The sequence below is a fragment of the Streptomyces sp. Ag82_O1-12 genome (assembly GCF_900182715.1).
GTDB classification, from domain to species: Bacteria; Actinomycetota; Actinomycetes; order Streptomycetales; family Streptomycetaceae; genus Streptomyces; species Streptomyces massasporeus.
This window is the reverse complement of sequence record NZ_FXUW01000001.1, coordinates 617,265-639,195: the sequence shown is the minus strand read 5'-3', so window position 1 is coordinate 639,195 and position 21,931 is coordinate 617,265. Positions and strand designations below refer to the sequence as shown.

13 protein-coding genes and 1 pseudogene are annotated in these 21,931 nt (G+C 71.5%); 4 read left to right on the top strand and 10 right to left on the bottom strand.

Features of this window, described 5'->3' with window-relative positions:
- Positions 1 to 33 precede the first annotated feature (33 nt).
- The 6 genes and pseudogenes from QOL88_RS03045 to QOL88_RS03020 form a co-directional block, all read right to left on the bottom strand.
- A pseudogene (locus QOL88_RS03045) lies at positions 34 to 743 on the bottom strand (SGNH/GDSL hydrolase family protein); the annotation flags it as partial.
- 694 nt (positions 744 to 1,437) lie between these two features.
- Positions 1,438 to 2,208 carry an SDR family NAD(P)-dependent oxidoreductase gene (locus QOL88_RS03040; RefSeq protein ID WP_097214955.1) on the bottom strand — a complete coding sequence of 257 codons (771 nt, stop codon included), beginning with the start codon at positions 2,206 to 2,208 and terminating at the stop codon, positions 1,438 to 1,440.
- 211 nt (positions 2,209 to 2,419) lie between these two features.
- Positions 2,420 to 3,850 (bottom strand): polysaccharide deacetylase family protein, encoded by a 1,431-nt coding sequence (locus QOL88_RS03035; RefSeq protein ID WP_097214954.1) that lies wholly within the window; start codon positions 3,848 to 3,850, stop codon positions 2,420 to 2,422.
- A gap of 196 nt (positions 3,851 to 4,046) precedes the next feature.
- On the bottom strand, positions 4,047 to 7,778 hold the full coding sequence (locus QOL88_RS03030; RefSeq protein WP_097214953.1) for an nSTAND1 domain-containing NTPase: 3,732 nt from the start codon (positions 7,776 to 7,778) through the stop codon (positions 4,047 to 4,049).
- Positions 7,779 to 8,222: 444 nt separating this feature from the next.
- The gene (locus QOL88_RS03025) at positions 8,223 to 8,507 is read right to left on the bottom strand and encodes an aminotransferase class I/II-fold pyridoxal phosphate-dependent enzyme (RefSeq protein WP_283445872.1); all 285 of its coding nucleotides are present in this window, start codon (positions 8,505 to 8,507) and stop codon (positions 8,223 to 8,225) included.
- Between the two features lie 115 nt (positions 8,508 to 8,622).
- On the bottom strand, positions 8,623 to 9,915 hold the full coding sequence (locus tag QOL88_RS03020) for a lipase family protein (protein WP_373559337.1): 1,293 nt from the start codon (positions 9,913 to 9,915) through the stop codon (positions 8,623 to 8,625).
- Positions 9,916 to 10,547: 632 nt separating this feature from the next.
- On the opposite strand from QOL88_RS03020, the gene QOL88_RS03015 reads away from it, so the two are divergent.
- The 4 genes from QOL88_RS03015 to QOL88_RS03000 are packed head-to-tail and all read left to right on the top strand — an operon-like array spanning position 10,548 to position 14,976.
- On the top strand, positions 10,548 to 11,888 hold the full coding sequence (locus QOL88_RS03015; RefSeq protein ID WP_097214951.1) for an MFS transporter: 1,341 nt from the start codon (positions 10,548 to 10,550) through the stop codon (positions 11,886 to 11,888).
- A 21-nt stretch (positions 11,889 to 11,909) separates the two neighbouring features.
- Positions 11,910 to 12,569 carry a response regulator transcription factor gene (locus QOL88_RS03010; RefSeq protein WP_097214950.1) on the top strand — a complete coding sequence of 220 codons (660 nt, stop codon included), beginning with the start codon at positions 11,910 to 11,912 and terminating at the stop codon, positions 12,567 to 12,569.
- A 26-nt stretch (positions 12,570 to 12,595) separates the two neighbouring features.
- The gene (locus QOL88_RS03005; RefSeq protein WP_097214949.1) at positions 12,596 to 13,987 is read left to right on the top strand and encodes a sensor histidine kinase; all 1,392 of its coding nucleotides are present in this window, start codon (positions 12,596 to 12,598) and stop codon (positions 13,985 to 13,987) included.
- Entirely contained in the window at positions 13,984 to 14,976 is a 993-nt protein-coding gene (locus QOL88_RS03000) for a TAXI family TRAP transporter solute-binding subunit (protein ID WP_179878749.1), read from the top strand. Before QOL88_RS03005 ends, QOL88_RS03000 begins: the two co-directional genes overlap by 4 nt.
- Positions 14,977 to 15,071: 95 nt before the next feature.
- Here the strand turns inward: QOL88_RS03000 and QOL88_RS02995 are convergent, their stop codons facing one another.
- The 4 genes from QOL88_RS02995 to QOL88_RS02980 form a co-directional block, all read right to left on the bottom strand.
- Positions 15,072 to 16,304, bottom strand: coding sequence for an ABC transporter substrate-binding protein (locus QOL88_RS02995; protein WP_143668835.1), 1,233 nt, complete (start codon positions 16,302 to 16,304; stop codon positions 15,072 to 15,074).
- A 194-nt stretch (positions 16,305 to 16,498) separates the two neighbouring features.
- A complete protein-coding gene (locus QOL88_RS02990) occupies positions 16,499 to 18,223 on the bottom strand; it encodes an acyl-CoA dehydrogenase family protein (RefSeq protein WP_097214947.1) in 1,725 nt (574 codons plus the stop codon).
- A 92-nt stretch (positions 18,224 to 18,315) separates the two neighbouring features.
- Positions 18,316 to 18,888 carry a PadR family transcriptional regulator gene (locus tag QOL88_RS02985; RefSeq protein ID WP_097214946.1) on the bottom strand — a complete coding sequence of 191 codons (573 nt, stop codon included), beginning with the start codon at positions 18,886 to 18,888 and terminating at the stop codon, positions 18,316 to 18,318.
- Positions 18,889 to 19,068: 180 nt separating this feature from the next.
- The gene (locus QOL88_RS02980) at positions 19,069 to 21,810 is read right to left on the bottom strand and encodes a SpoIIE family protein phosphatase (protein WP_097214945.1); all 2,742 of its coding nucleotides are present in this window, start codon (positions 21,808 to 21,810) and stop codon (positions 19,069 to 19,071) included.
- Positions 21,811 to 21,931: the final 121 nt, after the last annotated feature.

The following is a 21,931-nucleotide window of genomic DNA, read 5'->3' as shown; positions in this document are numbered from 1 at the left end:
TCCTGGTCTCCGGGCCGCTCGGCACGCCCTTCAGAGGAGGGCGGCGAGGGCGGGATACCAGCGGGCGGCGATCTTCGTGTTGCCGGAGGCGGACGGGTGCACCCCGTCGTAGGTGTCGCCCGAGGTGTTGAAGCCCGTCCACTGGTCGACCACGGTCACCGGAGAGCGGCTTGTGCTCGTCGTCCGGGCCCAGCCGGGGATCCGCGTATTCAGGTCGACCACTCGCCGGGCGCAGCCGGTGCAGTTGGCGGGGTTCATCGGAATGATCTGTGCGACGAGGATCTTCATGTTCGGGTTCGACGCCCGCATCTGTGTCACCAGCTTGGTGTAGGCGGTGAGAATGCGGTCGGGCGCGATGCTGCTCCGGACGTCGTTCGTGCCGACATGCATGACAACGATGTCGGGACGGGTGGCTGAAAGCCGGGCGGGAAGCAGGTTCTGGTTCGCCACGTTGGTCACGAGCTCACCGCCGTGGCCCTCGTTGTCGCCGTCGAACGCCTGGGGCAGCCCTGTTGGCTGAGGGTACCGACGAAATCGATGTTCGAGTGACCGGCACTGCGCAGCCGGGTCCACAGCACCGAGCGCCAGCAGCCGGGGGAGCCGGTGATCGAGTCACCCAGCGGCATGATGCGTACGGGAGCCGCGGGGGCGGCAGCGACCGCGGGCGCGAAGGTCACTCCGAGGGCGAGCAGAAGCAGAGTCAGAAGAATGCGGAGGAACGGTAAGTGCGGGGTGCTGCGCATGCCGGTCCCTTCCTATGTGAGCGGGAGCGCTCCGAGAGGTGTGGTCCGGTGACGAGCCGCCTCGCCGCCGCGCAGCTGCCCACGACGTCAGCGCGCCTGGGTTCGTGCCCCACCACTGGTCAGGTGCGCGGGGCTCAGGCAGTGCGGGCGTCAGGGCGAGGCGGGGTGGGCAGGTTGCCCCCGGAAGTACCCAGGGTGCGGTGCTGGTTCTCGGCGGTGTGATGCCAAGCCGACGCGGTACCGGGCGTCATGGCGCGGCGGCGGGGGTGCGCGTGCCGGTCAGTGCGACGGTGTTGATGCCGCCGAGCGGTCAGCTTCTTGAAACCGCGTCGTGGCTCTTGGCGGTGGTGGCGTGGTGCCGAGGTGCGCGTCGGTCACGATGGCCTCCGATGCGTGGGGGGTGTCGAGTGGACCGGTATCCCTGAGAGTCTGCGGGTGACCATTCACTCAGACGAGCATGGGAACGCTCCCGCGGAGCGTAGGGAGGTGCTGAGGAGCCGTCAAGGATTCTGTCGAAACCCGATGTTCGAGCGTGGTCGAATTCGTTGGCCTGGGAGCCGCCGGTGATGTCCAGACAGCGGCCGGATCCCTGGCCCTTCAGCGGCCAGGGGCTTCTGGACGACCTTGAGGCGCCCATCGGCGGGCACCTTGCGGTACGCCACCGGCCGAGCAGTCGACCCCTGGCCGGGCGAGCCTATAGAGAGGTCAGTCTCCGTAGGACGCTTGAGGAGACCGGAGTGGGCAGGGCGCGCAGCGTACGGACCAGTGCGGTCGTCGCCCAGGGGAAGTACGCCTGTGCCGGTTCCTTTTCCAGGGCGCGTATGACGTGGCGGGCCGCGCGTGCCGTGCTGACCTGGAAGGGTTTGGGCAGGCTGTCGGCGTTGACCCGGTCGGTGGCCACGAAGCCGGGGTGGATGCTGGTGAACCGGATGCTCTTGGGGGCCAGTTCGACGCGGGCGGCGTCGATGAGCGTGCGGGCGGCCGCCTTCGCGGCGGAGTAGGGGCCTTGGCGGGGGATGCCCATGAGCCCTGCCAGCGAGTTGGTGTGGGCGATCAGGCCGCCCTGCGGCCGGCTTCCCATCTGTGCGATCAGCGGGATGAGGTAGTTGACGACGACGTCGTAGTTCAGCGCCATGATCCGTGCCACGTCTGCCACGGTGACCTCGTCCATCGACATGTCCGGTCCCTGGCCGGCGTTGAGCAGTGCGACGTCGATGGAGCCGTACTCGGCGACGGAGGCTGTCACCACATCGGCGGCCGCCCGCGGGTCCAGGGCGTCGGCGGGAATGTCCAGGCAGGCGCTGCCGGCGGCTCGTACGTCCTTGGCCAGAGCTGCCAGCTCTGGGGCGCGCCGTGCCGTGACGACCAGACGGTTTCCGCCGTGGCCCAGCAGGCGCGCGACCTCCGCGCCGATCCCTGATGAGGCGCCGACGATCAGAACCGTCCTGCCTGTGATGCCTGCCATGGTGTTCCTTCACTTGCTGACGGGGTGGAAAGACTCCGCACCGGCCCACGCCGCGGGAGGCGTCCTCCCCCGCACGGAGGGGGGCACCAGGGCCGACGTCGGCCCAGCCGGGAATACCAGAATGGCCCTGCCGGGACTACAGCCGGATCAAGAATCTCCCTCTTTCCGCGCCGGGCCGAGTACTTTGGTCGGCCGTCCGTCAACCCCCTGATCACAGCGTGGCGCGCAGATGGCTCACCGTGACGAAGTGGAAGCCTGCGGCGGTGAGGGAGCGAAGGATCTCGGGGACGGCGGCGACGGACGTCGGGTGGATGTCGTGCATCAGGACGACGCTGTTGCGCCGCGCCTTGGCGATGACCGTCTGAGCGACCTTGGCGCTGTCCCGGTACTTCCAGTCCTCCGTGTCGACGTCCCACAGCACCGGCGACAGTGTGGTGGCGGCCTTCACGTTGGCGTTGACCGCGCCGTACGGCGGCCGGAAGAGGGTGGGGGCCTTGCCGGTGGCGGCCTTGATCGCCGCGCTGGTGCGGCCCAGCTGGGAGGCGACCTGCTCCGGGGAGAGCTTGGTGAGATCGGGGTGGTTCCAGGAGTGGTTGCCGACCTCGTGACCGGCCTTCGCCTCGGCGCGGACGAGGTCGGGGTGGGCAGCCACGTTCTGGCCGACGGTGAAGAAGGTGACACGCGCCTTGTACCGGGCGAGGTGGGTCAGCAGGGGCGCGGTCTCGGGGGCGGCGGGGCCGTCGTCGAAGGTCAGGGCGATGCACTTGACCTGCTTGCAGTCGGTGTCGTCGTCGCCGGAGGCGGTGTGGGTGGGGACCGCCGGGGCGGGGACGTGGGGCGCGCCGAGGTCGAGTGAACGGCTGGGGCTCACGGTCTGCCGCTGGGCGCGCTTGCCGAACGCGGACAGCCATGGCGTGATCGTCTTCTTGGGGAGGGTCACCGTCTGGGCCCCGGCGGCCGGAACGCCCACGTCGCCGCGGTCGAAATGCACCCGCAGTCCGCCGTCGGCGGTGAAGGCCATGTCGTCCAGGGCGGCGTCGCGGCTCTCCGGGACGGAGAACGTGTCGTCCAGGTCTGCCGCATCCACGCCCTGCCGGTCCTTGAGCTGATCTTCCAAGGCGGCGAGGAAGGCGTCCCGGGAGCCGTCGGCGACGAGTCCGAGTGTCGTGCGGTAGGCGCCGGCCTTGCCGTCGTACCAGTACATCCTGGCGGACAGCCCGTCGCCCGCCGAGCTCTGGTCCCGGGTGGTGAGGCGGACGCCGAGCACGTCGCCGGAGGCGACCAGGAACTGGTGGCTGATGTTGAGCTCGCGGCCGTCCGCGCCGCCCGAATCCGAGCACGCCCCCGAGCGGAAGGTTGCCAGGCGCCGCTCCACGTCCTTCTTCATCGCGGCCGTCATCGCCTCCGCGCCGGGCACATCCGGGTAGCTGGTCGCGAAGGAGCAGGAGCCGTTCTCGCTTCCGTCGCTGACGATCTCCAGGCCCTTGATCTTCGACGGGTCGACCGTCCGGGCCGGGGACGGCGACGCGCCGGGCCGTGCGCCGTCGGCTGCCGTGACCGGCGGTTCGGGCGAGTCGTGCGCACAGGCCGCGGTGAGCGAGCCGAGCAGCACGAGGACAGGGAGCAGGGTGTGAGAGCGCATGTGACCAGAACCTGAGAGGAGGAGACCTTCCGGGCGTCGCGGACCGGACGCCGGGCGGCCGCCGCGTCCGAGGGACGCCGACGGCCGTTGTGATCTCCGATCGTTCTGGTCAGGGGCGTTTTTCAGCGAGCCCCGAGGTCACCGTGAACAATGTCAGGGCCGGATCCGGAGGTATTCTGTCCCCTTTTGTGCGCGTTCAGTGTGCTGCTGGGCAGACCTGCCGGTACGGCGCGTCGGGGACGTACCGCAGCCACTGCGCCCGGGTCAGTCCGCCCCCGGCGCGTTCGCAGAGGGCGCGGACGGCCGCGTCGGGGGCGATGGGGCGGCGTTGCAGCACCACGTTCGGGCCGGTGGCGTAGAGCATGCCGTCGTTCCTTCCGAAGGCGAGCGAGCGGATCTCGTCCCCGGCTGTGGGCAGGTCGCCGCCGAGCAGCCGTTGCCCGGCGGTGTCCCACAGCCGGAGGGTCCCGCCGGCTCCTCCCACGGCGAGGGTGCTGCCGTCGGAGGAGAAGGCCAGTGCGCCCACGGCCTCGGTCCGGCTGCTCGGGGCCGTGTCGGCGGTGCCGGTCAGGACGCCCGTGGTGTGCCGCAGGTCGCCGTCCCAGAGGGCCACGTGCCCGGTGGTGTCGCCGACGGCGAACCGGGTGCCGTCGGGGCTGAACGCGAGCGCGGTGACCTCGCGGCCGTCGGCGAGCGCCCACCCGGTGACCTTTCCGGAGGACACGTCGGCGTACTGGTCGGCGGAGCCGACGAGCAGCCGTCCGTCCGGCCGCACGGCCACCGCCTGCCCGAAGAGGCCGTGCAGGGTGCGGGACCTGCGGTGGGTCCGGGTGTCCCAGACCTCCGCCGCGTCGCCGCCACTCGCGGAGCGCGCGGCCAGCAGCGTGCCACCGCCGGCGCCCAGGGCGAGCGCGGACACGGGGCGGTCGGCCGCTCCCGAGGTGGTGAGACTCGTACGGACCGTGCGGTCCTCCACGTCCCACACGGAGAACCGCAGCCGCAGGGAGCCTCCCGAGGAGGTGGTGTCGGCGACGGCGAGCGTGCGGCCGTCCGGGCTGAAGGCCAGCTGCGGGGTTTCGTCGCCGGTGTCGCTCGGCAGGGGGCCGAGCGTGCTCCGGGCGAGGACGGCGCCGGTGCCGGTGGAACGCAGCTCGAAGCGGTAGCCGTGCCCGGACCGGGTGGCGGTGGCGAGGGTGGTGCCGTCCGGGCCGAGGAGCGTGGCATCGGCCGGGGTGCTCTGCCAGCGTGCGGAGAGGCGGTCGGTGAGGTCGAAGGTGTGGACGGTGGCGCGGTCGAGGTAGCGCAGGACGCGGCGGCCGTGGTCCGGGGTCCAGGTCAGCCCGGTGACCTCCGCCCCGGCCAGTGGCCGGTGGAAGACCTGCCCGCCCCCCGACGCCAGCTGCCATACGGCGATCTCCTGGTCGTCGGTGGTGGCGAGGAACTCTCCGTCGGGCGAGAGGTCGGCCTGGGCGAACCCGGTCGTGCCGCCGCTGGCGAAGTCGGCGACGACGCGGCCGCTGCGGACGTCCCAGACGGTGACCGCTGTCCCGTGGACCGAGGCCAGCCGCCCGCCGTCCGCGCTGAGGCGCAGCCGCCGGTCCCCGCCGTCGGCTCCCGAGCCGGTGCCGCACACGGTCTTGTCCGCCTTCTGCCAAGCGCCGGGCACCTGCCTGCCACGCACGGTGTCCCACACCTGGGGCGGCCCCTGGGCAGGGCAGAGAGCGGCCAGACGTCCACCGTCGGCGAGGGCCGCCGTGGTGATACTGCGGGAGACACCGGTGGTGAAGAGGACCTTGCCGTCATCCGTCCGGCGGACCTGCACCTGGCCGGGCCCGTCGAACGGCTGGATGAGGTACGCGTCCGTGTCGGGTGCGGTCGCCCCGAGGTCCGCGTCGCCCAGGTCGGCGACGGACCTCCCCTCGGGGAGGTTCCAGAGGGTGTCGCTGCCCGCCCCGGTCAGGACGAGGAACCGGCCGCCGGGGCCGGCGTCGGACGCCTCCGCGTCGCTCGGCACGTGGTAGGCGCTGGTACGGCGGTGATCGGCCACGTTCCAGGCGGTGACGCGGCCGCCGTCGGCCCTGAGCAGGGTGCGGCCCTGGTCGGTGAGGAAGCGCTGGACGTCCTCGCCGGTCTGCGGGTCGGTGAAGGCGTCCCGTTCCGGCTGGGCCAGCGCGCCCAGCAGGGCCGAGCGGGTCTCGGTGAGCGGGGCGATCCGCCACGCGGCGGCACCGAGCAGGGACGCGGTACGGGGGTCGGTGGCACGCAGGCTCTCGGCGACGGTGGCCAGTCGGCGGGCGGCGGCCTTGGCGGCCTCCTCCTCGCCCACCCGGTCGCGCTGCCAGGCGACGAGTCCCGCGGTCAGCGCGAGCACGAGGAAGACGGAGAGCCCGACGGTGAGCGCACGTGTGCGGCGGGCGGTGCGCGTGACGGCGTCCCGTTCGGCGTCACGGGCCGCGGCCGAGGCGGTCAGGAAGGCCCGCTCCGACAGGGTGAGGTCGTCGGTGTCGTCCTTCTCCCGCTGCCTGCCGAACAGCTCCTCGGCGCGCTCCAGCCGTGCCCCCCGGAACAGCGCGCCGGGGTCACGGTCCAGCTCCTCCCAGGCCCGGGCGGCCTCGCCGAGCGCCCGTTGGGCGCGCAGCCGCTCCCGGCTCTCCTCGATCCAGCCGGCGAGGCGTGGCCACCCGGTGATCAGGGCCTCGTGGGCGAGTTCGACGGTGTCGCCGTCCAGGGTGATCAGGCGGGCGGCGGCCAGTCGTTCCAGGACGTCGAGCGCTTCCGGTCCCAGTTCCGAGCGGGACGCCGGGCGGCGCGTGTCGGCCGTGCGGTCCCCGGGGGCGATCAGCCGCAGCAGGATGCGCCGGGCTGTACGGGCCTGGCCTTCGTCCAGGTCGCCGTAGACCTGCTCGGCGGTGGCGGCGATCGCCCCGCGCACGCCGCCCGCCTCCTCGTACGCGGCCAGCGTCAGGGTGCGGCCACGGCGACGGCGCCACGTCTCCAGCAGGGCGTGCGAGAGCATCGGCAGCGCGCCCGGCCGGTCGCCGACCTCCTCGATGACCCGCGCGGTCAGCACTCGTTCCACGTTGAGCCCCGCCGCGGTGGCGGGGCCTGTGACGACCTCCCGTAGCTCGTCCCCGCTCATCGGCCCGACCAGCAGGTTCGCGTGACTGACCGCCTCCGCCAGCTCGCGGTGCTCGGCACAGTGGCCGTAGAAGTCGCCGCGCACCGCCACCACGACCCGCAGGCGGCTGTCCGGCTCACGCGCGCCGAGCAGCAGGTCCAGGAAGCGGTCCCGCTCCTCGCGGTCGTGGCAGAGGGTGAACAGCTCCTCGAACTGGTCGACGATCACCCAGGTGTCCAGCTCACCATCCTGGGGAACGAGCGCCGGCCCGTGCGTGTGGGCGGGCCGCTCGCCGGGGGTGAGGACCCGGATCACCGCCGGTCGGCCGGCGCCGTCGCTCTCCCGCAGCTGCGGGACGAGGCCGGCCCGCAGCAGCGAGGACTTGCCGGTGCCGGAGGGCCCGAACACCGCCGCGAACCGGTGCGCGCGGGCCAGGTGCAGGAGTTCGCGGGCCAGTGCGTCCCGGCCGAAGAACAGGTCGCTGTCAGCCGGTTCGAAGCGGGCCAGCCCACGGTAGGGAGCCCGCTCGTCGGCCGCGGGAGCGCGCAGCTCGGCGTCCGCCTCCCGCCAGCGGGCCTCCCACTCGTCCGGGTCGCCGTCGAGCGCCTCCACGTACGCGCGCACCACCGCGAGCGTCGGCAACTGGTCACCGGCCGCCGCCTGCGACAGCGCGGTCGTGGAGTAGCCCGCCAGCTCGGCCATCTCCCGGTACGGCGGCTTCCCGGCCTTATCCCGCAGCAGGCGCAGTTCGTGCGCGAGGCGCTGGACCGGACCGGCACTCGGGTCGACCGGCTTCTCTCGTCGGCCCACCTGGTGGCACCTTCCAACCATCGAACAAGAAACGGTGCTCAACGTATGTTTTCACCCGCTGGGAGGCAATCCCGGTCCACCGCGCGAGGACGCCCCGCTCAGGGCACAAGCTCGATGGCGTCGTAGGACACCCCGGGACTGAGGTAGTCCGTGCCGCCGGAGCCGCTGGCGATGTCGATCGTCAGCTCCTGGTAAGGCGTCGGCGGACCTGATCCAGGCGCTTGCCGGGATGGCGTAGCTGTAGGTGTGGTTGGTGCCCCGGTAGGAGCCCACGGTGAGTGAGCGGGTCATGGGTTCCTTGGCGGGCTGGGGGACGGCCGTGAGCCGGTCGTTGACCCTGACACCTCGCCGTCTTTGGCGATCTCGGCCAGGCTGACCGGCGTCGGCGAGTTCTCGAACAGCTGCGCCGCGGCTTTGATGAGCTGCCTGCGGTTGCGCTGGGTGTCACCGCGCAGGGGTCGACTCCCCGTCGGCATGGAACGGCGTGCACCGAAGGCCCGCGAGGCCGTGGGCCAGGCGACGGACGCCCTCGGTGATGGACGCCGCGTCGGCGGCGTACGACAACCGCAGGTGCCCCTCGTCCTGGGCGCCGAACTCGCTGCCCGGCCGCACGGCGACGCCGTACACCGTGCGCAGCGCCGCCACGACCTCGGTCGACGGCAGATCGAGGTCGTACCGCGGGAACTGGTAGAACGCGCCTGCGGGGGAGACGCAGGGCGGTGTGCTCAACGGCGAACCGGGAAGAGCGCATCAGGTGTACTCCTCCCGCTCCGGGTTCCCCGTCTCGCGTCCTGTGCGGCGCCCTCCGCCGGAGACCGGGTGGGCAGGGCGCCGGATGGATCGCTCAGCGCTGTACGGGCATCGTCCAGCAGTTGGACGCGGTCGGTTTGCCCTCCAGACGGTCGGTGAGCCAGGAGATCGCTGATCCTTGGTCGGTGATGAGGGGGGCGAGGTGGTTGGTGAGGATCCTGTCGCCGAGGTTGGGCAGGTCGACGGCCTCGTAGGTGACGTTGCCGCCCTTACGACACCAGTCCACGGCCAGTTGGCGGGCCTGGCGGTGCGGCACGATGTCGTCCTCGACGCCGGTGGCCACACGGACCGGACCGGTCGGCTTGAGCGTCCCGAGGCGCTGCTCGTCGAGGACGGCCTGGGCGCCCGGTTCGGCGGCGATGATGTCGGCGACGGATTTTCCGCTGGTGGTCCAGGCGGTGCTCCGGGTGAAGCCGTAGCGGATGACCGCGTCGCCGACGCACATGGTCGACGTGCCGGCGAGGGCCTTGCGTCCGGCGTCGTTGAGGTTCGCCTCGGCGATGCTGCGCATCTCGGGGTACGTCTGGGCGAAGCCGTTGATCGCCCAGCCCAGGGCGCTGACCAGAGCGCTCCCGTCGATCCCCTTCATGACGGCGGTCAGGTCGGCGGGCGGCGCGCCGGCGTAGGTGCCGGCGAGGTGGACGTCGGGCGCGTAGGTGGGCTGGAGTTCGGCCGCCGAGGCAGTGGCGCCGCCGCCCTCGCTGTAGCCGTACAGGCCGACGCGGGAGTCGGAGGTGAGGGACGTACCGGGGAGGGCGCGCGCCGCACGGACGGCGTCCAGCACCGCGTGCCCCTCGTCCACGCGGTTGACGTAGGTGTGCAGCCGGTCGGTGGCGCCCAGACCGACGTAGTCGGTGACGACGACGGCCGCTCCGGTGGCCAGGAGACGGTAGATCGCCAGGTTGTCGTAGCCGACGGACAGGGTCTCCCCGCTGACGGTGAGCGGGTGTTCCAGGGCGTACGAGGGCGCGCACTGGTCGCCCTGGCCCATGGTCCCCGAGGCCACCGCCACCAGGGGCCGGGGCCCGTTGCCCTTCCACTGAGCCGACGGCTCGATGTAGGCACCGGTCACCGCGACGGGGCGGCCGCTGGAGTCGGTGGACTTGTACATCAGGCGGGTGGCGGTGCCCGGCAGGGGGCGGCCGTCGAGGCCGGGCAGCGAGAGCCCCAGGGGAAGGGACTCTTTCCGGATCAAGGTGCCGTTGGCGGCGGGCAGTTGGGCGGGCGGGGTGTAGAAGGCCGGGATGGTGACTCCCCGGGACACGACGGGTTCGGTGTCGGTCCCGGCGGCGTCGGCCTGGGGCACGCTGACGCAGGCACAGGCCACGGTGGCGATCGCGGCGGCGGTCAGACGGTGGCCCGCGGAACGCGGACGGCTTCTGTAGCGGCTCACAGTTCACTCCTCGCGTTGCTTCGTTGCAGGGTGCGTGAAAACTAGCAGTGTTAGTTAACGCCGGTAACACCTGAGAAAGTTACGCTCCGGTGACTATTTGTCGGAGCGAACGCGCGGCACGCTGAACCGGGTCGGCGTGCGTCCTGACCCCGGCTCCGGGCGCCGTGGCTCACCGGCTCCGGGCGCCGTGGCTCACTGGGTCCGGCGCCGTGGCGCGGGACGAACTCGCCGATGATGAACGAGGCATCCGGCCCGCGCGGCGGCCAACGCCGCGGGTGGACTTCGGCCCACCGGCGCCGCGTCTCCACGAGGTCGCCCAGCCGCCGCTGTGGACACGGTGAAACCCGTCGCGTTGCACGGCGGTGTGTCTTCTCCGCCCGGCTCGGGCGCGTCAGGGCCCTGCCGGTGTGGACAGCCGCCGCCCCTCCCCGTTCGGGCACGAGCGCGGCGGACGGCGCGGCGCACGTCGACCTAAGGGACTGTTAGGACTTCGTTCACGGCGTTGAGCTGCGCTGTTCCGCCATCGACGCTGTGTGCTCCCGGCCGCCGCAGACAAAGGAGTACCGATGGCCACCCAGACCACGACCGAGCGCGGGCGAAAGCCCCGCCGCGACGAACGCAGGGTCGTCAGCAACATCCTGCGCGGATCGATCGGCAACCTGATCGAGTGGTACGACTGGTATGCGTACACCGCGTTCAGCGTCTACTTCGCCTCGGTCTTCTTCCCCGCCGGCGACCAGACCGCCCAGCTGCTGAACACCGCTGCGGTGTTCGCCGTCGGCTTCCTGATGCGGCCGATCGGAGGCTGGGTACTGGGCCGCTACGCCGACCGCCACGGGCGCCGCGCGGCACTGACGCTCTCGGTCACACTCATGGCTGCCGGATCGCTGATCGTGGCGCTGACCCCGTCGTACGGCTCGATCGGGGTCGCCGCGCCGGTCCTCCTCGTGACCGCGCGGCTGCTCCAGGGCCTCTCGGTCGGCGGTGAGTACTCGACCTCGGCCACCTACATGTCCGAGGTGGCATCGCCCGGCCGGCGCGGCTACTACTCCAGTTTCCAGTACGTCACGCTCATCGCAGGCCAGCTGACCGCGCTCGGCCTTCAGATCGTCCTCCAGCAGGTGCTCAGTGGCGCGCAGATGGAGGCGTGGGGCTGGCGGATCGCCTTCGTCGTGGGCGCGGCCGGGGCGGTCGTCGTGCTCTGGCTGCGGCGCGGGATGGACGAGTCGGAGAGCTTCGAGAAGGCCGCGAAGGCCACCGAGGCCGGCGAGAACCGCGGAACCCTGCGGACGCTGCTGTCGTACCCCCGGCAGTGCCTGGTCGTCGTCGGGCTGACCATGGGCGGCACGCTGTTCTTCTACACGTACACGACGTATCTGCAGAAGTTCATGGTCAACACCAGCGGCATCGCCAAGCCGACGGCGGCCTGGATCAACTTCTGCGCCCTGCTGGTGTTCGTGGTGCTCCAGCCGGTCATGGGACTGCTTTCCGACCGGGTCGGACGCCGTCCGATGCTGATCGCGTTCGGGGTCCTGGGCACCGTGGTGGTGGTGCCTTCGCTCACGCTGCTGTCCCACACCAGCGACCCGGTGTACGCGTTCCTGCTCATGGTGGTGCCGCTGGCCGTCAGCTCCCTGTACACCTCGATCAGCGCGGTGGTGAAGGCCGAGCTGTTCCCGACCTCGATCCGGGCGCTCGGCGTCGGCCTGCCGTACGCGCTGACCGTGGCGGTGTTCGGCGGGACCGCCGAGTACGTGGCCCTCTGGTTCAAGAACGCCGGACACGAGAACTGGTACTTCTACTACGTCACCGCCTGCGTCCTCGTCTCGCTGCTCGTCTACATTCGGATGCGCGAGACATCGGACGGATCGCCGCTGGACGAGGACACCTCCCCGTCCCGGGACTGACTGCGCGGTAAGGAGGCGACGGTGCGGGTGCTGCTGGCCGAGGACGACGACGGTGTGGCGGGTGCGCTCACGGAGGCCCTTTACGACAACGGCCACCTGCCGACCCGCGTCCGGCGCGGCGAGGACGTCCTCGCCCGCCACCGACAGACGGACCTGCTGCTGCTCGACCTCGGCCTGCCCGACATGGACGGCCTGGACGTGCTGCGCAAGCTGCGCGCGGTGAGCGCCCTGCCGGTGGTGGTCCTCACCGCGCGGGGCGACGAACGGTCGGTGGTGCGCGGCCTGCGGCTGGGCGCCGACGACTACCTGGTCAAGCCGGTCCGGCTGGCCGAGCTGCTCGCCCGCATCGTGGCCGTCACCCGTCGTGCCACCGCCTTCGCCGCCCCGGCGCCGCGTACCGTGCGCGCAGGTGACGTCGAGGTCGACCTCGACGCCCGTCGAGTTCTGGTCGGCGGCGCGGAGGTGCGGCTGACCACCAAGGAGTTCGAGGTCCTGGCCGCGCTGGCGGCCCGGGCCGGCACGGCGGTCAGCCGCCAGCAGCTGTTGGACGAGGTGTGGGGCGACGCCTTCCTCGCCGTGTCCCGCTCGCTCGACGTCCATCTCACTCAGGTGCGGGCCAAGCTCGGCCGCCCCGAGGTGCTGACCACGATCCGCGGCTTCGGCTACCGCTTCGGCGACTGAGCCGGCGCCCCGCACAGGCCTTCTTCATGCGAACCCGCGTCCTCACCGTCGTCCTGGCCTTCGCGGTCCTCGCGGTGGCCGGCTTCGTCGCCCCGCTGCTGGCCGTCACCGCCGCACAGCGCACACAGCAGCTCGTCGCGGCGCGCACCGCCGACCTGGACCGGTTCGCCGGGCTGGCCGAGCAGGCCGCCGAGAGCGACGACAACGGCGCGCTCACCGCCGAGGTGGGCCGCTACACCGAGCTGTACGGCGAAGCCGTCGTGGTCGTCGACGCCCGCCGCGCCCCGGTGGTGCAGACAGGCGGCCTGCGCGCCGCCGACCCGGCCGTCGCCCGCCTCGTGGACGCGGCGCTGCGCAACCAACCCGTCGCCCCCGGCGGGACCCTGCGGCCCTGGACCCGGTCCGACCGGCTGCTCGCCCGTCCCGTGGGCGCCGGCACCCGGGTGTCCGGCGCGGTGGTGCTGCGCGCCTCGGTGCGGACCGCTGCGGACGACATCGCCCTGCGCTGGGCGCTCGTCCTGGCCGGGGCGGGCCTGTTCGCCGCGGCGTGCGTCATGCTGGCCCGCCGGGCCACCCAATGGGTCGTACGACCGCTGCACCGCCTCGACCACGCCGTCGGGACCCTGGCGGCCGGTCTGCCGCCCGAGCACGCCCGGGCGGGCGGTCCGCCCGAGCTGCGGCAGCTGGCCGCCGGCTTCAACCGCATGGCCGAGTCGGTCACCACCGCGCTGGAGCAGCAGCGCCGCCTGGTGGCCGACACCTCGCACCAGCTGCGCAACCCGCTGGCCGCCCTGCGGCTGCGTATCGACTCGCTCCAGACCCACCTGGCCGCCTCCGGCACCCGCACCTATACCGGGGTGACGGCCGAGCTGGAACGCATGGAGCACCTGCTCGACGACCTGCTCACCTTGGCGAACGCCGAACACCGGGCCGGTGAACTGGCCGTCACGGACGCGCGTGAAGTGTCCTGCGACGCCACCGAGGTCGCCGCCGCCCGCGCTCTGCTGTGGCAGCCGGTGGCCGAGCGGGCCGGGGTCCGCCTGGAGTTCGTCCCCGGCCCCGCCGTCCCGATGACCTGCGCGGAGGAGGAACTGGCTCAGGCGGCCGACATCCTCCTCGACAATGCGATCAAGTACGCCGGGAGCGACGCCGCCGTCGTGGCGCGCTGCTTCACCGAGGGCCCGAACGCGGTGTTCGAGGTGCGCGACACCGGTCCGGGCCTCACCAGCGGCGAGCTGCCCCGGGCCGGTACCCGCTTCTGGCGGGCGGAACGCCACCGCGAGGTGCGCGGTAGCGGCCTCGGCCTGGCGATCGCCGAGCGGCTGGCCGCCGGGCGCGGCGGGCGCGTCGAGTTCGCGGCGGCACGACCGCACGGCCTGCGCGTCCGGGTCGTGCTGCCGCAGGGACCCACGCCGTGAACGGTCCCAGCCGCCGTAACGCGCTGCGCGCCGCCCTCGGAGCGGCGGGCACCGGCCTGTTCGCGACCGCTACGGCGGCCGACGCCCGGCACGGTGACCCCGGCCCGCAGGGCACGCTTCGGATCGCGACCGGCGAGTCCGACGGCTTCTACGCGGCCTTCGGCCGGCTCCTCGCCGACCAGATCACGGCGGCCTACCCCCGGCTGTCCTGCACGGTGGTCAACAGCGAGGGCAGTGTGGCCAACGTGCGGCTGCTGGGGGAGCGCCGGGCCGATGTGGGGCTGGCCCTGTCGGACATCGCGTGGGCTGCGTACGACGGCACGGCACCGTTTCGCCGCCGGGTGCCGCTGCGCGCGATCGGCCGGGTCTACGAGAACTACGTCCAACTGGCCGTGCGCTCCGACGCGCCCGTCCGCACCGTGGCCGACCTGGCGGGCCGGACCGTGTCCCTGGGCGCGCCCGACTCCGGCGGTGCCGTGCTCGGCGACCGCCTCCTGCACGCCGCGGGCCTCACGCCCGGCACCGACGTACAGGTCCGGCATCTGCTGATGCCGCAGGCGGCCCGGGCGATGGAGGCCGGCCGGATCGACGCCCTGCTCGTCGCGGGCGGTGTTCCGCTGCCCGTGCTGTCCGGGCTCGACCGGCACCCCGGCATCCGCTTGCTGTCGTTGTCCGCGCTGCTGCCCCGGCTGCGGGCCGACGATGGCCGGGACGGATCGGGCCTGGAGGCGGTAACGGTCCCGGCGGGCGCGTACCGGAACGTCCCCGAGGTCTCCACGATCGGCGTCGCCAACCTCCTCCTCTGCCACCCCGGCCTGCCCGGCCCCGTGGCCTCCGCCCTCACCCACGTCCTGGTCCGCCGGGCCACCCGCCTCGTCCCCGCCCCGGCCCTCGGCACCCAGTTCCTCGACGCCCGCAGCCTCATCTCCACGGGAGCCGTGCCCCTGCATCCGGGCGCGGTCTCCGCCTACCGCGAACTGCACGGATAGCCGGGCCGGGAGGGTGCGATCCGGCAACCGCGGGATCTCGTCGCCGCCGTCCTGGGCAGAGCTCGGCGGCGGGCGGCATCCTGCGCCGATCACCTCTACCCGGCCTGGTCTTGCACCTGCTCCAGGACTTGCTTCGCGGAGCTCGCCCCGTTGAAGAGCCTGGCCCCGTTCTGGTTGAGCAGTTGGTTGACCTTCTCCCAGTGTTTCGTCGTGCGCAGCGGAATCGAGGTGGCGTTGGCGGCCTCGAGAACCTCTCGGGCGCCGGCAAGGTGGGCGTTCTCGTACCACGCGTGCTGTGCCGACTCGCGTGATGGATAGGCACGTCCCACCCCGCCGAGCCACTCCAGTTGCTTCTTTGCGGTCATCAGCGTGATCGCCTTGAACGCCCGCTCCGGGTCCGGGCAGGACTTGGAGATGCCGAACCCGGAACCGGCCGAATACGTCCTGCTGCCGTCCGGGCCGGCGGGAATCGTGGCCAGGCCCACCTGGAAGCCGGCCTGGTTCTTCAGGTTCAGCAGCGCCCACGGCCCGCTGGTACCCATGGCCACATCGCCGCTGAGGAAAGTACTGTCGGCGAAAAACGCGGAATCGCGCTCCGGTAGATGGGGGGCGACCTTCTTCCTGGCCGCCAGGTCGGCGTACCACTGCACGCCCTCGGTCATGGCGGGGGTGGTCAGTCGCAGTCCGCCCGCGCCGTCGGTGGGTTGCGCCCCGGTCTTCGTCAGCACCATGGGAAACATCCACACATCCTGAGGTGCCGCCACAAACCCGTACTTCCGGTCTCCGGTCAGCTTGCGGGCGGCCGATTCGAACTCGGCCAGGGTCCATCCCGGCTTGGGCTCCGGCACCCCCGCCTTCCGAAACATGCTCTTGTTGTACGTGAGGATCACCGGGCCGACGTCGTACGGCAGCGCGTACAGCTTCCCATCGGCACTCAGCCCCTCCATGACGGACTTGTCGAAGTCCGTCACATCGAACTTGTTCTTGGCGATCAGATCGTCGAGCGGCAGCATGCCCTGGGTGTAACCGGCGGTGCGGAGCGACTGCATCGAGACGATGCAGGGCCCGTCGCCGCTGTCCAGACGGGTGCCGAGCCCGGCGAAATAGTCTTGGAAGGACGAGGTCTCGAGCTTGATCGTGATCTGCGGATCCTCGCGGGAGACACGCTCTGCGAATGCGTGCCAGACCTGCTGTTCCTCACCGCCGTCGGCCCACATCGACCAGGTCAACGTCTTCGAACCGTCACCGTCGGCGCCGCACGCCATCACCGTCGTCCCGGCCAGTGCCAGGGCGACGGCTGCCCTCACTGCGATGCGCGGCCATTTCACAAGGCGTCCAAAATTCCCCTTCGGTTATGGTATGCGCGCATTCTGGCATGGTTCATGTGGCTTCGCTTGTCAGGACCGCACCCTCCAGGCGTCAGGTACGGGAGACGGCTACTACAAGATCAAGAACTGCGGCCTGGGGGCCGACCGGTGGCCGGGCCCACGCGGCCCGCCCACCGGTGATGGAGATGGCCCCCCTACTCGGCCATCTCGTACGTGCCGGACAGCGCCTCGACCCGCTGCCAGACGCGCTCCGTGCGCGCCTGGTCGACGACCGGCCGCCGGACCGACGCCAGCGCCCACTCCTGCTGCTGCTCGGTCGCCGAGTCCTTGCCGTGCAGTTCGACGGCGTGCCCGGAGAAGTCCCGTACGAGGACGGCGAAGAGTTCGTCGAGTACGTCCTCGTCGAGTCCGGTCAGGCCGGCCTGCTCCAGGACGAGCTGCCCGTGCACGACGAGCGCGAAGAGCTGCCCGATCGAGAGGACGAGGTCGAGGTCACGGCTCTGCTCCGCGTCGGGGCCGGCTGTGGCGACGAACTCGCAGAGCGCGTCGGCCTGTTCGCGCAGGCGGGCGACGTTGGGCAGATGCGCGTACGCCTCGAAGGCCGGGCGCCAGTCGTGGAAGCGCACCGAGCCGAGGCCCCTGGCCGGTCCCTGCCGGAACAGGAAGTCGTCGTCGGCCGCGTCGAGACGGGTCGGGACACTCGGGTACTCGACCGGGTCGAGGAGGTGGTTGCGCATGAACTTCAAGATCAGCGCCAGGTTGACGTGGACCGTGCCCTCCAGCTTCGGCAGGCCACGGATCTCCACAGCCGCCTGGCTGAAGTAGTTGTCCTTCTCGAAACCCTTGGCGGCGATGACGTCCCACATCAGGTCGATGACCTTCTCGCCCTCCGTGGTCACCTTCATCTTCGTCATCGGGTTGAAGAGCAGGTAGCGGCGGTCGTCGGGGCCGGCGGAGCGGAAGTAGTCGACGGCGCGGTCACTGAACAGCTTCATCCCGACGAGCCTGACGTACGCGTCGGTCAGCTCGCGCCGCACGTGCGGGAAGGCGGTGACGGGGCGGCCGTAGAGGACGCGGTTGTGGGCATGGGTGACGGCCTCGTACATCGCGTGTTCGCAGATGCCGATCGAGGCGGTGCACAGGTTGAACTTGCCGACGTTGACCGTGTTGAGGGCGGCGTCGAAGGCAGCGCGGCCGGTGTGCAGGACGTCGTCGGACGTCACGGGGTAGTCCTCCAGGCGGAACTCGCTGACGAACTTGGAGGAGTCGACGACGTTCTTGACCAGGTGGTAGTTCGGGTGACGGCTGTCGGCGGCGAAGAACACGTAGCCGTCGGGGCCCTCGACGTCGGTACGGCGGCCGAAGACGGCGACGAGACCGGCGGCGTTGCCGTTGCCGATGTAGTACTTGGAGCCGGTGGCGCGGAAGCCGCCGTCGCCGTCGGGCTCGAGCAGCATGTCGGTGGAGTAGATGTCGGCGCCATGGGCCTTCTCGGACAGTCCGAACGCGAACACCTCTCCCCGCGCGAGGAGTTCCGCGGCGCGGGCGCGGGCGGCGGTGTTGTCGCTCTGCCAGACCGGGCCGAGGCCGAGGATGGTGACCTGCCAGGCGTACCAGTAGTCCAGGCCGTAGAAGCCGAGGATCTCGTTGAGCGCGGCGATACGGGCGGTGTCCCACCGCTTGTCCGTCTCCCCCTCCCCGGCGCTGGACGACGGCGTCAGGAAGGTGGCGAACAGGCCCTCCTTCGCGGCGAAGGCGAGGAAGTCACCGAGCCAGGCGCGGGTCCGGTAGTCCTCGATCAGCTGCCGCTTCCCGCGCTCCTCGAACCAGTCGACGGTGGCACGCAGCAAGCGGCGTGTCTCGGGGTCGAAGTGCGCGGGGTCGTACGTGCGCGGGTTGAAGAGCAGGTGGTCAGCCATGGAGGACCTCTTTCGGCGGGTGGACGGATGAGAATCGAGAGGTATGGCGCCCGGAGCGGCACAGCAGCCGCGGCCGGTGCGGTGGAGCGCGGTCAGTGGCCCGGGCCGAAGCGGGCCAGCGTGGCGAGAACGTCGTCCAGCCAGCCGATCATCATCCGCTCGTACGCGATGCCGCCGCGCAGGACGACGTGCTGAAGCTCCCGCTCCGCGTCCGGCGGCGCTTCCGGGGCGGCCGCGCCCGCTTCGGGCCCCGTGAAGTCCCGCTCCTCGCCTGCCAGATAGTGCGCCAGCCGGTCCCGGTGCGCCTGCCGGTGCCGCTCCACCTCGCGGATCAGGGCGGCCGGGTCGTCGAAGGCCGCGCCCCGGATCTTCACCGCCAGGTCGTGGCGGACGCTCTCCGGCTCGATCGGATCGTGCAACCACGAGGACAGCGCGGCCCGGCCGAGGTCGGCGACGGAGTACTCCTTCTTGTCCGGCCGTCCTTGCTGCGGGACGTCCAGGGCTTCGACCCAGCCGTCGTTCTCCATGCGCTTCAGTACGCGATAGATCTGCTGGTGGGTCGCGGTCCAGAAGTAGCCGATGGACCGTTCGAAACGCCGGGCCAGCTCATAGCCGGAGCCCGGCTTCTCCAGGAGCGACACCAGGATCGCGTGCTCGAGCGCCATGACGGCGATCGTGCTATGCAACTCGTTGCATAGCAAGTCCCACCCCTGGCGATGCGACGCGGCTCACGCCCGCACGTCCTCCCTCACGCTCAGTGCCGTGATCACCCGGCGCACGGTCGGGAGCGTGGCGCCGAACGCGCCGGGCGCCCCCAACCGCGCAACGACCTGCCACGACCTGCCTCACGGGTCGGCTGTCTCGGCGTCCAGGGGTGTGTCCGCGTCCACCGGACCCGGGGCAGGCTGCCGCATGCCCTCGGGCAGGGCCTGTTCGGCCCAGATGATCTTGCCCTGCGGGGTGTACCGGGTGCCCCAGCGCTCGGCCATCTGCGACACCAGGAACAGACCCCGGCCTCCTTCGTCGGTCGTCGCGGCGTACCGCAGGTGCGGTGAGGTGCTGCTGCTGTCGGCCACTTCGCAGATCAGCGTGCGGTCGCGGATCAGCCGGACGTGGATGGGCCCGGCGCCGTAGCGGATGGCGTTGGTGATGAGCTCGCTGAGGATGAGTTCCATGGCGAAGCCGAACTCCGACAGGCCCCACGCTTCGAGCCGTTGCGACACGGCGTCGCGCATTCCGGAGACGGCGGCCGGGTCCGACGGTACGTCCCAGTCGGCGACCCGGTCCGGCGGCAGTTCCCGCGTGCGGGCGACGAGCAGGGCGACGTCGTCCTTGGGGCGCCCAGGGAGCAGGCTGTCCAGCACGTCCTGGCAGGTCTCCTCGGGCGGCCGGCCGGGGTGGCCCGTCAGCGCGTCGCGCAGCAGTTCCATGCCCACGTCCAGGTCGCGCCTGCGGTCCTCGATGAGGCCGTCGGTGTACAGCACGAGCTGAGTCCCCTCCGCCAGGCACAGCTCCGCGGTCTGGAACGGCATGCCGCCGAGGCCCAGAGGCGGCCCGGCCGGCACGTCCGGGAAGGTGACGGACCCGTCGGGGTGGACCAGGGCGGGCACCAGATGCCCCGCACGTGCCACGACGTAGCGACGCGTCACGGGGTCGTAGATCCCGTACAGACAGGTGGCGCCCACGACACCCGCCGCGGTCTCCGCCGTCTCGTTCTGGTCGATCTTCCCGACCAGGTCATCCAGATGGCTCAGCAGCTCGTCGGGTGGCAGATCCAGCGCGGAGAAGTTGTGGACCGCGGTGCGCAGCCGTCCCATCGTGGCGGCGGCGTGCAGGCCGTGGCCGACCACATCGCCGACGGCCAGTGCCACCCGGCTCCCCGGCATGGGAATCACGTCGAACCAGTCCCCGCCCACGCCGGCCTGGGCGGGGAGGTAACGGTAGGCGATGTCGAGGGCGTTCTGCTCGGGCACCGCCTGCGGCAGCAGGCTCTGCTGGAGGGTGACGGCCAGGGCGTGCTCGCGGGTGTAGCGGCGGGCGTTGTCGATGCTGATCGCGGCACGGGCCACCAGTTCCTCCGCCAGCGACAGGTCCTCCTCGTTGAACGGCTCGTGCTGCCGCCCGCGCCAGAAACTGGCCATGCCCAGCACGACGCCACGGGCCTGGATCGGCGCGGTGATGAGGGAATGGATGCCGAAGTCGATGATCGCCTGCGCACGCTCCGGGTCCTGCAACCGCCAGCCCGTGGCGGCCGGCAGATCGCTCACCAACTGCGAGTGGCCGCTGCCGTAGCCGCGTGCCTGGGGAGTGGAGGGAACGTAGTCGAAGAGCTTGCCCTGCTCGGAGAGCGGGTGGTCGTCCCGGATGCCGCACACGGCCGCGCGTCGCATGTCCGTCGCCGTGGGGGCCGGCTCATCGCCGTGCAGGACGCTGTCGGCCAGGTCCACGGTGACGAAGTCCGCGAAGCGAGGAATGGGAACCCGCGCCAGCTCGTCGGCGGTGCGCAGCACGTCCAGGGTGGTACCGATGTGGAGCCCGGCGTCGTAGAGGAGCCCGAGCCGCTCCCGTGCCACCTCCGCCCTGCCGGTCACCGCCTGTAGCTCGGTGGAGTCGCGCAGCGTCACCACGGTGCCCCTGGTGCCTCCCCGGTGCTCCGTGGGCCGCTGATTGACCGCGAGCAGCCGCTCTCCCGCGCGGTGCACCTCGTCGGTGGCCTCGCGCCCGGAGGCGAGCAGCGCCCTTGTCTCGGGATCGAGGCCCGGCAATCCCGAGACGAGCCGTCCCTCCACGTCCGGGGGCAGTTCCAGCAGCCGTCTGGCCTCGTCGTTCGCCAGCATCAGCCGCCCGTCGGCGGCCACGATCAGGACCCCTTCCCGGACGGAGTGGAGCACCGTGTCGTGGTGCTCGTACATCAGGGTCATCTCGTCCGGGGCCAGGCTGTGCGTCTGCCGTCGCAGCCGCCTGCCCACCAGCGCCGTCACACCGGTGGACAACGCGAGCGCTCCGGCCCCCGCGCCCAGGATGATCGGTAGCTGCCGGTTCAACTGGCTTTCGACGTTCTTGACCTTCATCCCCGCCGAGACCAGGCCCACCACCTCGTCGCCGGCGGTCTGGATCGGGACCGTGGCCTGCACTTCGCGCCCGAGCGGGCCGTCGACGCTCTCCACGAAGACCTTGCCCGCCAGGGACGGTCCGATCTCGCCCACGAACTGTCTTCCGATGCGGTCCGGCAAAGGGTGCGTGTACCGGATGCCGTTGGTGTCCATGACCACGATGAAGTCGACACCGGCGGCCCGGCGGGCCTCCTCGGTGAGCGGCTGGAGAATCCTGCTCGGGTCCGGGGCCCGCAAGGCCGCAAGAACGCCTGGTGAGTGCGCGAAGGTCTGCGCCACGGCTGTGGAGCGGTGCCTGGCCTCGGCGGCGGAGTCCCGCTCCGACTGCAGAATGAGAGCGAAAACGCCGCAGGCCACGAGCAGCACCACGAGAGCCACCTGGAAGATCAACACCTGCCCGGCCACGCTCCGCGTGCTCTTGCTGATCACGCGCTTGACCGAGAGGCGTCGAGGACGGGCGAGGCGATCCGCCATGCGACCTTTCTAACACTGGTGATCCCGAGCGGCCAGGCTCCGCCTGATCCTCGCCCGGTCGGCAACGGGAGTCTGCGAGGGTCGGGCGTGCCTGTTGCGGAGGCCGGTTCCTCTGGGCAGG

Bases quoted from the DNA above. Each gene is read 5' to 3' on its own strand.
- QOL88_RS03015 (WP_097214951.1), top strand. From the start codon at position 10,548: ATGGCCACCCAGACCACGACCGAGCGCGGGCGAAAGCCCCGCCGCGAC.
- QOL88_RS03005 (WP_097214949.1), top strand. From the start codon at position 12,596: ATGCGAACCCGCGTCCTCACCGTCGTCCTGGCCTTCGCGGTCCTCGCG.
- QOL88_RS03040 (WP_097214955.1), bottom strand. From the start codon at position 2,208: ATGGCAGGCATCACAGGCAGGACGGTTCTGATCGTCGGCGCCTCATCA.
- QOL88_RS03035 (WP_097214954.1), bottom strand. From the start codon at position 3,850: ATGCGCTCTCACACCCTGCTCCCTGTCCTCGTGCTGCTCGGCTCGCTC.
- QOL88_RS02980 (WP_097214945.1), bottom strand. From the start codon at position 21,810: ATGGCGGATCGCCTCGCCCGTCCTCGACGCCTCTCGGTCAAGCGCGTG.
- QOL88_RS02985 (WP_097214946.1), bottom strand. From the start codon at position 18,888: ATGGCGCTCGAGCACGCGATCCTGGTGTCGCTCCTGGAGAAGCCGGGC.
- QOL88_RS02990 (WP_097214947.1), bottom strand. From the start codon at position 18,223: ATGGCTGACCACCTGCTCTTCAACCCGCGCACGTACGACCCCGCGCAC.